Below are 12,576 nucleotides of genomic sequence, written 5' to 3' on the forward strand. Positions count from 1 at the left end.
ATAAGCTCCAAATATCTTCTGTAAGTAGCTGCTTATCTTTGGTAATCCGATTTAATATGGGCAAAAAAAACCCCCACATCATGTGGGGGAAGACAGGGATGGTGTCTATGGCAAGGAAAACAGGGTTACTACTGGGAACGTGAGTTGCTACTACTCAATAAATTCAACGATGAGCTTTTTTTCCAGTGCGCTACGTCGCGCAGTTGCTCCATTCGTTGTTCATGTTTCTCATTTAAAACCGCTTGCTGCTCGGGCGTTAACAGGCGATACATCTGGTTGCGGATCCTGGCTATTTCAACCTGGCGGGCAACCTGTTCTTGCGCCATTCTTTCTGCCTGAGCGCGCACTGCGCTTTCATCAAATTTCTCTGCGGTGACAAGGCGATGCATTGTCTCCATTTCGCTAACATTAACAGGAGGCTGTTCGTGTCTTGCCTGCTGCATTAAATCTCGCATCTGTTGACGTTGATGTTCGGTTAAACTGATACCGTCAAACATGTGGCTCTGAACGCTACGTTGCGATGAGCCTTCACCCAGGTGCCAGTGATCGCCTGTGACGACTTCAGCTGCATGGCTAAATGTACTGAGTGCCAGCGTTGAGGCCATGACGGCAGCGCTAACTTTGCCCATCACTTGCTCCCAAAATCTTTTCTGTCGCGATTCAACGAGAGACAGTTTACGATTCGGGCTGCAAACATGCGTCAGGGGGTGTAAAACAACGTAAAGTCATAGATTAGCGACGCCTGATGACGTAATTTCTGCCTCGGAGGTACGTAAACAATGAATAAAATCCTGTTAGTTGATGATGACCGAGAGCTGACTTCCCTGTTAAAGGAGTTGCTCGAAATGGAAGGTTTCGATGTGCTGGTTGCCTATGATGGGGAACAGGCGCTTGAGCTTCTGGATGACAGCATCGATTTACTTTTGCTCGACGTCATGATGCCGAAGAAAAACGGCATTGATACGCTGAAAGCACTTCGTCAGACACACCAGACACCCGTAATCATGCTGACCGCTCGCGGCAGCGAATTGGATCGCGTACTTGGCCTTGAGCTGGGCGCGGACGACTATTTACCCAAACCGTTTAACGACCGTGAACTGGTCGCGCGCATCCGCGCTATTCTGCGTCGCTCACACTGGAGCGAACAGCAGCAGAACAGCGATAACGGCTCGCCGACTCTGGAAGTAGATGCGTTAAGCCTTAATCCGGGTCGCCAGGAAGCCAGCTTTGACGGGCAAATCCTGGAGTTAACCGGCACCGAATTCACCCTGCTTTATTTGCTGGCACAGCATCTCGGTCAGGTGGTTTCGCGTGAGCACCTGAGCCAGGAAGTGCTGGGTAAACGCCTGACACCTTTCGATCGCGCTATCGATATGCATATCTCGAACCTGCGTCGTAAGCTGCCAGAGCGTAAAGACGGACACCCGTGGTTTAAAACCCTGCGTGGTCGCGGCTACCTGATGGTTTCCGCTTCATGATAGGGAGCTTAACCGCGCGCATCTTTGCCATCTTCTGGTTGACGCTGGCACTGGTGTTGATGTTGGTACTGATGTTACCCAAGCTCGACTCACGCCAGATGACCGAGCTACTGGACAGCGAGCAGCGCCAGGGGTTAATGATTGAGCAACACGTTGAAGCTGAACTGGCGAACGATCCACCCAACGATTTGATGTGGTGGCGTCGCTTGTTTCGGGCGATAGACAAGTGGGCGCCGCCAGGACAGCGGTTATTACTTGTTACGACGGAAGGACGCGTGATCGGCGCAGAACGCAATGAAATGCAGATCATTCGTAACTTTATTGGTCAGGCCGATAACGCCGATCATCCGCAAAAGAAAAAATACGGTCGCGTTGAGATGGTCGGGCCTTTCTCCGTCAGAGACGGTGAAGATAACTACCAGCTGTATCTCATTCGACCAGCCAGCAGCTCACAATCTGACTTTATCAACCTGCTGTTTGACCGACCGCTGTTGTTGCTGATCGTCACCATGTTAGTCAGCTCTCCGCTATTGCTCTGGCTTGCCTGGAGTCTGGCGAAACCAGCGCGTAAGTTGAAAAACGCGGCGGATGAAGTGGCCCAGGGCAACCTGCGTCAACATCCGGAGCTGGAAGCCGGTCCGCAGGAGTTTCTGGCGGCAGGTGCCAGCTTTAACCAGATGGTGACGGCGCTGGAACGGATGATGACCACGCAGCAACGTCTGCTGTCGGACATCTCTCACGAGCTGAGAACACCGCTAACGCGTCTGCAACTGGGCACCGCTCTGCTGCGCCGTCGTAGCGGTGAGAGCAAAGAGCTGGAGCGCATTGAAACAGAAGCACACCGACTAGACAGCATGATCAACGACCTGCTGGTGATGTCACGTAATCAGCAGAAAAACGCGCTGGTCAGTGAAACGGTGAAAGCTAATCAGCTTTGGGGCGAAGTGCTGGATAACGCCGCCTTTGAAGCTGAGCAGATGGGTAAATCGCTCACGGTGAATTTCCCGCCGGGTCCGTGGCCGCTGTACGGTAACCCAAATGCGTTGGAAAGTGCGCTGGAAAACATTGTGCGCAATGCCCTGCGCTATTCACATACGAAGATTGAAGTTGGCTTCGCGGTGGATATCGACGGGATTACCATCACCGTGGACGACGATGGCCCAGGTGTAAGCCCCGAAGACAGAGAACAGATTTTCCGTCCGTTCTATCGTACCGATGAGGCGCGCGATCGCGAGTCTGGCGGAACAGGTCTGGGTCTGGCGATTGTTGAAACCGCAATCCAGCAGCATCGTGGCTGGGTGAAGGCCGAAGACAGCCCGCTGGGTGGTTTACGGCTGGTAATTTGGTTACCGCTGTATAAACGCGCTTAACAGGCTTCCCCGGTACGACATGATTACCGGGGAAGCATTCACGTTATGCCGCCGCAGCTGCAGCCGCTAGCTTTTGATTTTTAATTCGCTTCACCAGAATGGTCGAGCAGATAAAGCCCATTAAGCTGAACGCAATCATCACGCTAAAGACATAGTTGTAGCCAGTGATGCCGCTATTGGTATCCAGCAAATAGCCGTACAAGGTGTACGCAAACATCGCTGGCATATAACCGATGATGCAACCAAATGCCATTGCCGAGCCCGCATACTCACGTGGGGTACCGATCTCATCCATCGGCGCGAAGAAAATGGCGCGCTGTGAGAAGATAATAGCTCCGAACCCTAATGTCGCCGCCATACCGATATACACGTTCATTGTTTGATGCGGTAACTGCATGAACACAAGCATCGCAACAGCAGAGATCAGGAACGTCCACTTCAGATACACTGTCGGTGATTTAGCAACTTTATCTGCCAACATTCCACCAATCGGCCCACCTACCATTTTTAACGCATACTGGTTGATGATGCCGTACGCACCAACGAGTGCTACCGGCAGCATATAGATATCTTTTAAGAACGGAATAAAGTAAGTCAGTCCACAGTACGCGGCGTAAACGAAGAAAATACCCAAAGAAGCCAGCCAAACGTTAGGGCAGGATAAAACATGTTTGATACCCTTTAACACTTCCATGTTGGCACTGGTTTTCTCGCCGCCTTTAACTTCGTCATTATCGACAATAAAGTAGGTCACAATACCTGCCGCAATGGTGATGAGCGTATAAAACAGCAGCCCCGCCTGCATGCCCGCTTTCCCCTCACCAAAATGGACGAAGACAAACAGGGCACCAGAAGCGACAATGACGTCTACCACACCGCGTCCAGCCTCCAAAAAGCCAAACATGCGCCCTTGTTCTTCTTTCGTTCCCAGCAGACGTACGGCTTTCAGTAATACCGGCCAATAAACCACATCGGCAAAGAAAGCCATCGCGGCAAAGCAAATGAGATAGCCGGTAAATGACGGTAGCGTTGCCAGATATAAGCCACATAACCCAACACCAATCAGACCTAACGGTAATAATATTTTCTTGGAGTAACGATCTGCGATATAGAGCGAAAGAAAAAGCCCGGTTGTCTGAACAATCGTATAAACCGTAAAACTCAAGCCAATTTGCGTATTGGTTAAACCCCAGTCATTTTGCATTGGCACATAGAAGACATCTTTCATACTTGAAAGCTTGAATATCGTGCCGCCGCCTAAAATTAAAAAGCAGAGCCTTGCCCATTTATTCATGAACATAATTAAACCCTCATTGCTTGTTGAGAGAAATATTTAATTAAAATATTTAATCAATAAAACATATAGACTATTTGCATAGTCATTCTTACATTTAATAATATTTAAAGAAATTTATTGATTAGTTATAAATTTATCGCATAAATCGCGAATATATTTTATTTGCGCAAGAGCATGCTCTTTTTCCTGCGCCAGTCGCGCATCAATCATGTTACTGTCAGGCAGCGGCGTATAACTTGCATCGCGCCATGGGATCCATGGATTATCACCCTCATCGTCGAAGCGAAATGCAGGGGCATAATATTCAACTTCTTCTTCCAGACCAAAAGCATGTACTTGCGGTTTATCTTCACCTAAAAGTAATAATGCCTTGAGCATCTCTTCCATGGGTAAATCGCCGTGTCCTGAACGACAAGCCTCATGCCCCCAGCCTTTACCTTCTTTAATAATTTTGGCGTCTTTGATATGTACCTGAGTGATTAATGGAGACATAACCTCTAACGCAGAAAGCGGCTGTTCATTAGCATTAATCATGTTGCCAAAATCAAACAGAATAGAGAGATTTTTCATCCCGCTATTGTTAACCAGCGTCACCAGCTCATGGCCTTGCAGATCTTCATGCTGTTCGATAGTAAAGCTTAGTCCGCAATCGTCATACTGAGACAGCCACGCAATATCATTGGCAATCTTCGCCATAACATCGTTCAGATGTCCTTCATAACGCGGGTAGAAACGCACTGAAGTTGCACCAGTAGCAACAGCAATACGGATTGCATCCGTCAATGTCGCCTTATCCGATGCGCTCGTTTCGATATGCACATCCAGATTATATTTTTTGGCCTTCTCTTTAAAATCGTGTAGCTGCTGATCGTTTAGTTTCTGCAGTGATTGGGACTCACCATCCTCAACATGTAATTTTACACCCTTCAATTTTTGCTGATACGCAATATCCAGAAGATCCCCCGGCAGGACTCTCTCGTAGCGCATATTCAGATGAAAAGCATAAGCATGTAGGTACAGCGGTATATTTCTCGCGCGTTCGGCAAGAAGTTCTTTGTTATATTTTCCCATTATTTTTCTCATTCATCACGAATAACAAGTTCCACTGATTCAAGTCGCCAGTATTCGAAATCAACCTGAACCACTTTTTTATCTTGGGTAGCCCGATGTTTTTCTACTAAAATTCCATACGTATTAGGCGCAACTCCCAGCTCTTTGCAGGCCACTTCTGGCATATTGACCGGTTTAAAAATCATTTCTTTGATATTTAAAACATAGCCAAATGCATCTTCCCAGACGCTGGCAAAAGACTGATTGCCCAATTTATTAATGAATCCTGGCGCAACATCGGCATCAATATAGGATTCATGGTAAAACACTTTATGTGAATCAAGACCGCACCAGCCAGTAACTAAATAGCGATCGCCGGAGGAGAGAAAAACATCATCAACATGATGCGGGGCTGTTTCAATGGTTTCTTTGGTTAAATAATCCCAAAAAGGTTCACGTCCCTGAGCACAGGCTTCAGCATTGAAGCTGGAAAGTGATTTAGGGTTATAAATAAATCGCTTCGACGAAATAAACCAACCACTGCGGTTCTTGCGGAAAATACGCGCATCGATCTCGAGCTCAATCAAAACCTGACGTAAGGTCATACGCTTTGCATCCAGAAGCTCACATAACTCCCTCTCCGAAGGCAGTTTGGACCCCGCTGGTAAATTCTTCTCGTTTAACCAGCTTTCAAAGCGCTCTCTGAGCACATCAACATTGTTTTTCTTTTTCATTTCGCTCATCTGGTTTAAACCAATTTAAAGCTAAGATATTTGAGTGCAGGAAATACTCAAGTTTTTTTTCAACGCAGAGTTTCTTTTTGTGGACCAGGTATCAAGAATGGCTTTGAAGCAAACCGTGACCGGCAGGTTTTTGCCCGGTTTTGTATGCAGGGAAATGAACCGCGGGGGAGAGGTAAATCAGGTGTCGCCACCTGATTTAATTGCAGAGACTGAGGTGGGCTATTTCCCCCACAAACGGCGGGAATTGTCTTCGATCTTGCCGCTTAAACGACGCTTTTGCATCGTTCTGGTCCAACTTTTTGATAACCCTGCAGCCGACAGTAAACGGTGATATTGCGAATCATCAAACGGCATATGCCAGGCAATGGCAATCGCCTCCCGCACGCTGACGTCGCTCACGCGTGACGCCAGGATCAACGGCGCATCTGCAGATACCAGCCCTGCCGCGATGACGCTGCACAGCCAGCCCGTCTTACCTGCATCCTGCATCTGGCAGGCCATATCGCTGATGCCAAAATGGAAATTCAACTTAAAGCACGGCGAGCGCGGCTGTGTGACCTGAATCAACGCCTCTCCCCACTGGAAAATGTCACCAATATACACATTCTCTTCAGTCAGCCCCTCAGTAGAGAGGTTCTCACCAAACGCGGGCGCGACAAATAGCTCCGCCTGCTCCGGAAACGCTTGTCTCCAGTGCTGATAGTGTTCACGCGGATAGTGACACAGCGCGCGATCCGGCCCGCCATGAATTTTCGCTTCCGCCTGTTCATCTCCCGTCAGCCCCAGTTCGGTCAGCATCAGCTCGCCGTCAATCTGGACTTTAGCAATCGCGCTGGGACGGCTTCCCGTGTAGTCCCGAACTTTGCCCGTAAAAACATCGACCGGATATCGCATCTGTTCCCTCTCCCGATAAATTTCCCCCATTACACCACATTTATTTTACCCCAGTCGCTCAAAATGAGAGCACGGTTCACATGAAACTTAGGGACACATGCTATCAATGTAAGCTGGTTTTGAAACATCATTTCAAATAAGGAGTCGACAACGTGACTGATCAATCGCAATTTGCTGGCGTCTGGTGTCCTTCCATTACGCCAATGGACAATGACGGTAAGATCGATCTCAACGGTCTAAGCCAGCATCTCAAACGCCTTACCGAGGCCAAAATCGACGTGATTTTGCTGATGGGCAGCATCGGGGAATTTGCTTCCTTTACGCTCGAAGAAAGGCTGCTGCTGATCCGCGAGGCCCGCGCCATGAGCTCGCTGAAGATGGTCGCCAACGTCTCATCCACCTGCCAGAATGATGTATTGTTGATGGCGCAGGAAGCGTATCGCTCAGGTTACGATGCCGTGATGATCCTGCCGCCCTACTACTACGGACAAACGGCGAAACAGCTGCTGAGCTACTTCCGTCAGCTGGGGCAGAAACTCAGCGGCAAATGGTTTGCCTATAACTTCCCGGCACGCACCGGCTGCGATTTAACCCCCGAGCTGGTTGCCTCCCTCGCCGCTGAATTCCCGAATTTCGCTGGTATCAAAGACACCGTCGACTGCCAGTCCCATACCCGCAGTATGATTCAGACCACCCGCGCCGTGCGGGAGGATTTTGCCGTGCTGTCCGGCTACGACGAATACTATATTCCCAACCTGTTGGCAGGTGGCGCAGGGATTATTTCAGGGTTGAACAACGTCATGCCGGAACTGTTTGTCAGCGCGCGGGAAGCGTTTAAACAGGGCGACCTGGCAGCGCTTCGCGATATTCAGGACCAGATTGGCACCTATATGTCCATCTATGCCATCGGCGAAGATTTTGTCACCACCATCAAAACCGTGGTATCGCGTAAGTTTGGCTATTGCTCCGGCGTGTCACGTAATGCCGGTGGAGAGTTGAACGAGAGTGAGTGTAGAACAATCGATGAGGTGTTTGTCGTCAAAGGGTAAATAATTAAGCCGGATGGTGCAGACCATCCGGCTTAAGAGACTTACTTCACGGTGCCACGAAGATCAATTTCTGCCGCCCTTGCTTTGGCCCTTTTCGACCAGATAGACGTGATAATCGGCACCAGAATGGAGGTCACAATCACCGACGTGGCGACCAGAGAAGTTGCTGCCGGTGCCATCGGTTTAAATGCCGGAACCATTTCAGCAATCAGCACAGGCGTAGCAACCGCTGCCCCCGCAGAACTGGAAGCCGCAATCCCCGCCGTACCATCGCCACCACCAATCAGTTTATCGGCGATAATCAATGGAATACCAGTGATGATAATCACTGCCACGCCCAGCAAAATACCCAGCACGCCGGTCTGAGCAATCACGCTCAAATCAATAGTGTTACCTAATGCGAAGGCAAAGAACGGGATCAGTGTCTGCACCGCTTTGCTGAAGAACTCCCGCAGTTCAGGGTCCAGATTCCCCAGCGCAAAGCCAATCAGGAACGGCAATACTGCGCCAACAAATACGTGCGGTTCAAACGACGCGATCCCGGCAGTTCCCAGAATCACCATGGTCATCAGCGGGCCAGACTCCAGCGACATAAGGACAAACGCCCCAGCCTCTTCTTTGGTGCCGTACTGCTGCATAATCGAGGCATACAACCCGCCGTTGGTCATATCCATGGCGGCCACCAGCGCCAGCGTAGACAACCCAGCGAAGAATCCGACCTCTACGCCATGTTCCGGCAGAATGCGTGAGGCAATCGCTGCAACCACCCACGCCACCAGAATCTTGGTTATGACTAACGTACCTGATTTACGCAGCACGGTGCCGGTGGCGCTTAGCTTGATCGACGCCCCCATGCAAAAGAACCAGACAGCCAGGATAGGTACCGTACCGGTGATCATACCGTTGGTAAAGGAGCCGAAGTATTTCCCGGCGCCGGGGGAAAAGGTGTGACACAACGCGCCCAGGAAAAGCGGCACCAGCATCATACCGCCTGGGATTTTCTCTATCGTACGTTTGATCTGCATTTCCATCACCTGTAGACATAAAAATGGGGCAATTTTTATGGGCGATTGCATCTTGCTTTGAGATGCGCCCGTCTTGATGAAAAGAAGATAGACATTCATAGAGACTATAAAAGTGATCCCACTCGCATAATAAAACCTTGTTTCAATTTAAGTGGATCATTGTTTTTATATTGAGTTTGATCACAAAAAAACCCCACAAGCATCGCTTGCAGGGCTTCGTTAAAGCATAGAACTTATTTTTTTGCTGCGAAACGCGCGGCAGCTTCGTCCCAGTTCACGACGTTCCAGAACTCTTTGATGTAGTCCGGGCGACGGTTCTGGAATTTCAGGTAGTAAGCGTGTTCCCAAACATCCAGGCCCACGATTGGGAAACCGGAAGCGCCAGAGATAGCTTCACCCATCAGCGGGGAATCCTGGTTGGCGGTGGAAACAACAGCCAGTTTGTCACCTTTCAGCACCAGCCACGCCCAGCCGGAGCCAAAGCGGGTTGCCGCTGCTTTTTCAAATTCAGCTTTGAAGTTGTCAACGGAGCCGAAGTCACGTTCGATAGCCGCTTTCAGGTCACCCTGCAACGTAGTACCGGTTTTCAGGCCTTTCCAGAACAGGCTGTGGTTAGCGTGACCGCCTGCGTTGTTACGCAGTACGGTTTTCTTGTCTGCTGGCAGTTGATCCAGTTTGGTGATCAGCTCTTCAGCGGACAGGCTGGCGAATTCTGGCAGGCTTTCCAGCGCAGCGTTCGCGTTGTTTACGTAAGCCTGGTGGTGTTTGGTATGGTGGATTTCCATCGTCTGCTTATCGAAGTGCGGTTCAAGGGCATCATAAGCGTACGGCAGGGATGGCAGTGTATAACTCATAATCATCTCCAGTATTGTCGGGCGGCCTGTGTTAACGCCGCGTAAGCAGTTGGGTCATTATAGTTAATTAAATGATATTGAAAATGATTATCAATGCCGTACTTTTTACAAGGTTTTAATAGCGCATGTTGATTGCTAAAGATGTGAACCGAATCACCCAGTTAACGTGATGATTGCCAACATGCGCAAAATGGCGGCAATCGTTAAAAGGTTAACACCCTGCGTAATTTTTAAACTCGTTTGGTCGGAGGGGTCATTACCGACGATAAAAAATAACGAGGATTAAGTCATGAGTAACGCGATTACGATGGGTATCTTTTGGCATTTGATAGGCGCAGCCAGTGCCGCCTGTTTCTATGCCCCGTTCAAACAAGTCAAACATTGGTCATGGGAAACGATGTGGTCGGTTGGCGGGATCGTCTCTTGGCTTATCCTGCCATGGACCATTAGCGCCATGTTGCTTCCCAATTTCTGGGCCTATTTCAGCTCCTTCAGCCTTTCCACACTGGCCCCGGTATTTCTTTTCGGCGCGATGTGGGGGATTGGCAATATCAACTATGGTCTGACCATGCGCTATCTCGGTATGTCGATGGGGATCGGCATTGCGATTGGGATTACGTTGATTGTCGGCACGCTGATGACCCCAATTATCAACGGCAACTTTGATGTGCTGATCAATACTTCCGGCGGACGCATGACGCTGCTTGGCGTACTGGTCGCGCTGATTGGCGTCGGTATTGTGACTCGGGCCGGTCAGTTAAAAGAACGCAAAATGGGCATCAAAGCGGAAGAGTTCAACCTGAAAAAAGGGCTGGTTCTGGCGGTCATGTGCGGCATTTTCTCCGCCGGGATGTCATTTGCGATGAACGCCGCTAAACCAATGCACGATGCCGCCGCCGCGCTGGGTGTCGATCCATTGTATGTCGCCCTGCCCAGCTACGTGGTTATCATGGGCGGCGGCGCGTTAGTCAACCTGGGCTTTTGCTTCATTCGTCTGGCAAAAGTGAAAAACTTGTCGATAAAAGCCGACTTCTCGTTAGCCAAACCACTGATTATCACCAACGTGCTGCTGTCTGCGCTTGGTGGCCTGATGTGGTATTTGCAATTCTTCTTCTACGCCTGGGGCCACGCGCGTATTCCGGCTCAATATGATTATGTAAGCTGGATGCTGCACATGAGCTTCTATGTTCTGTGCGGCGGGATTGTCGGGCTGGTGCTGAAAGAGTGGAAAAACGCGGGTCGCCGTCCAGTCAGTGTGCTAAGCCTTGGCTGCGTGGTGATCATTGTCGCGGCAAACATTGTTGGTCTGGGAATGGCCAGTTAATCATGTTGGTTGCTGAGATGACGCCACTGGCTGGGCGTCATCTATCGTTAGTTTGATACACACAAATTTTTATTTGCCAGATTAATTTTTTAATAGGTAGTACGGTGATTCCATTCATCGGTATAGATGATATTACCATCGCAATGCTTCCAGGTGATTTTCTCGTAGCGAAGCAGTACCGTTTCAAGATGTGTACCTGTTGATGAGCCGGGATACAAATCAGGCGTGATGGACGTAAGCTTTACGTTGTGAAGAATGATGTTGAAATATTCCTTTTCAATCCCTGCTTCATTAATTGAGTACATTTTGATCGTCGCTGATTTGAGCGTAGCTCCGGTACTTAATGCTCTGTAAAAAAAAGGTGTAACCCGGTCGAATTCTTTTTGAAACATGATGGGTGCATGAATTCGCGTACCCGTTAGGCGCCTTGTATTACTATCAACCGGGATATTGACGTTGTGAGTCAGTGACTTTATTTCAATAGCTCCGACACATCCGACAACCAGAGAGGAGCCTGACATAGGAGAACCATTTTCATCTGTTAGCCACAAATAAGCTGGGTTAGAAATTTAAACTCCTTTTATTTAAACTTGGTGAACCGTGAAGTCAATCGGGGAAACAACCACATCAGAATAATAAGTGTAATTAATGTTAGCAATAAACAACATTTAGGGAACAGATGAAGCCATAATAAACCAAAGCCTATTAACAGAACTGGAAACACTACACCTTCTAATAAAAGTGTTATCTAACTCTTAAACACTAAAATCCCCCTGTAAAAAATCAGCTAAGTCATCAAGATTTGAGAAGAGTTGAGACTTTGCTCTGCTAATCATTTTGGAAATTGCTGGTTCGACAAAATAATAGAGCATTTCAAGCTTTGCCTGATATAAAATCCAATAATAATCTGAATCCACTGCTTTTAGATGACGGGCAGCAAGCGCACACTTTTGTTGAACGCCGAAAAACTGAAGCACGAATACTGCTTGTGGTAGCTTTGTAGATAGACGTTCAACAATGATTTTAGACATGAAACCAGACTGAGACAACGTAAGAGAAGCCGCGGAAGCAAAAGCGTACCTGGTCCCTCCTGCAATATTCATATGAGAGGCTATTGCTGACATTTTTCTGATTAACTGCCGCGCCGAACCTTCTGGATTACCTTCATCAACATCATCACTTATCATTTTGAAGTACAAATAGAGCATATATGCAATTACATCACGATATCTATATATAGACTCTATGGAATAGAGTGTTCTTATTTCTTCAGTCTTTAACTCCTGACAAACATCATTATATTGCGGTATAAAGCATGATGAATACCAACTAGCTCGCTCCATACCCGAATATATATCTGAAGCAACTCCCCAGGCTGACTGCAAAACTCCACCAACCGCATTCTGAGTGGTTAGCGCCAGCCGCCTGTCATTTTGAAATTTCATTCTTAAATAGTCAGAAGCCTGCATTGTTTAACGCCCAATAATTTCTG

Annotated in this window: 13 protein-coding genes; 4 read left to right on the forward strand and 9 right to left on the reverse strand. The window is 48.5% G+C overall.

The annotated features are described in order from the left end of the window. Positions 1–128: 128 nt before the first annotated feature. A complete protein-coding gene (gene cpxP / locus OGV85_RS00805; protein WP_003028767.1) occupies positions 129–629 on the reverse strand; it encodes a cell-envelope stress modulator CpxP in 501 nt (166 codons plus the stop codon). 150 nt (positions 630–779) lie between these two features. Between cpxP and cpxR the strand changes: the two genes are divergently transcribed. Next, the gene (cpxR, locus tag OGV85_RS00810) at positions 780–1,478 is read left to right on the forward strand and encodes an envelope stress response regulator transcription factor CpxR (RefSeq protein ID WP_003028763.1); all 699 of its coding nucleotides are present in this window, start codon (positions 780–782) and stop codon (positions 1,476–1,478) included. Then, positions 1,475–2,848 (forward strand): envelope stress sensor histidine kinase CpxA, encoded by a 1,374-nt coding sequence (gene cpxA, locus OGV85_RS00815; RefSeq protein WP_003028758.1) that lies wholly within the window; start codon positions 1,475–1,477, stop codon positions 2,846–2,848. Before cpxR ends, cpxA begins: the two co-directional genes overlap by 4 nt. Positions 2,849–2,891: 43 nt before the next feature. On the opposite strand, the gene OGV85_RS00820 is transcribed toward cpxA, so the two are convergent. The 4 genes from OGV85_RS00820 to yiiM form a co-directional block, all read right to left on the reverse strand. Beyond that, on the reverse strand, positions 2,892–4,142 hold the full coding sequence (locus OGV85_RS00820) for an MFS transporter (RefSeq protein WP_156485350.1): 1,251 nt from the start codon (positions 4,140–4,142) through the stop codon (positions 2,892–2,894). A gap of 117 nt (positions 4,143–4,259) precedes the next feature. Next, on the reverse strand, positions 4,260–5,216 hold the full coding sequence (locus OGV85_RS00825; protein ID WP_061548026.1) for a sugar phosphate isomerase/epimerase family protein: 957 nt from the start codon (positions 5,214–5,216) through the stop codon (positions 4,260–4,262). 8 nt (positions 5,217–5,224) lie between these two features. Continuing rightward, positions 5,225–5,929 carry a GntR family transcriptional regulator gene (locus tag OGV85_RS00830; RefSeq protein ID WP_003028751.1) on the reverse strand — a complete coding sequence of 235 codons (705 nt, stop codon included), beginning with the start codon at positions 5,927–5,929 and terminating at the stop codon, positions 5,225–5,227. Positions 5,930–6,157: 228 nt separating this feature from the next. Further along, positions 6,158–6,832 carry a 6-hydroxyaminopurine reductase gene (yiiM, locus tag OGV85_RS00835; RefSeq protein ID WP_046671344.1) on the reverse strand — a complete coding sequence of 225 codons (675 nt, stop codon included), beginning with the start codon at positions 6,830–6,832 and terminating at the stop codon, positions 6,158–6,160. Between the two features lie 152 nt (positions 6,833–6,984). Between yiiM and OGV85_RS00840 the strand changes: the two genes are divergently transcribed. Next, positions 6,985–7,881 carry a dihydrodipicolinate synthase family protein gene (locus OGV85_RS00840; RefSeq protein ID WP_003028746.1) on the forward strand — a complete coding sequence of 299 codons (897 nt, stop codon included), beginning with the start codon at positions 6,985–6,987 and terminating at the stop codon, positions 7,879–7,881. Between the two features lie 41 nt (positions 7,882–7,922). Here the strand turns inward: OGV85_RS00840 and kdgT are convergent, their stop codons facing one another. Then, a complete protein-coding gene (kdgT, locus tag OGV85_RS00845; protein WP_003028743.1) occupies positions 7,923–8,906 on the reverse strand; it encodes a 2-keto-3-deoxygluconate transporter in 984 nt (327 codons plus the stop codon). Positions 8,907–9,139: 233 nt separating this feature from the next. Further along, positions 9,140–9,760, reverse strand: a complete 621-nt coding sequence (sodA, locus tag OGV85_RS00850) for a superoxide dismutase [Mn] (RefSeq protein WP_003840480.1) — start codon at positions 9,758–9,760, stop codon at positions 9,140–9,142. 289 nt (positions 9,761–10,049) lie between these two features. Here sodA and rhaT point away from each other — a divergent pair, with 289 nt between their 5' ends. Further along, on the forward strand, positions 10,050–11,084 hold the full coding sequence (rhaT, locus tag OGV85_RS00855; protein WP_003840477.1) for an L-rhamnose/proton symporter RhaT: 1,035 nt from the start codon (positions 10,050–10,052) through the stop codon (positions 11,082–11,084). Between the two features lie 89 nt (positions 11,085–11,173). Here the strand turns inward: rhaT and OGV85_RS00860 are convergent, their stop codons facing one another. Continuing rightward, complete coding sequence (locus tag OGV85_RS00860) at positions 11,174–11,653, reverse strand: Hcp family type VI secretion system effector (protein WP_061548027.1); 480 nt, start codon at positions 11,651–11,653, stop codon at positions 11,174–11,176. Between the two features lie 186 nt (positions 11,654–11,839). Beyond that, positions 11,840–12,553 (reverse strand): hypothetical protein, encoded by a 714-nt coding sequence (locus tag OGV85_RS00865; RefSeq protein ID WP_181522676.1) that lies wholly within the window; start codon positions 12,551–12,553, stop codon positions 11,840–11,842. Between the last annotated feature and the right edge of the window lie 23 nt (positions 12,554–12,576).

This window comes from Citrobacter sp. Cf132, from assembly GCF_030333885.1.
GTDB lineage: Bacteria > Pseudomonadota > Gammaproteobacteria > Enterobacterales > Enterobacteriaceae > Citrobacter > Citrobacter freundii.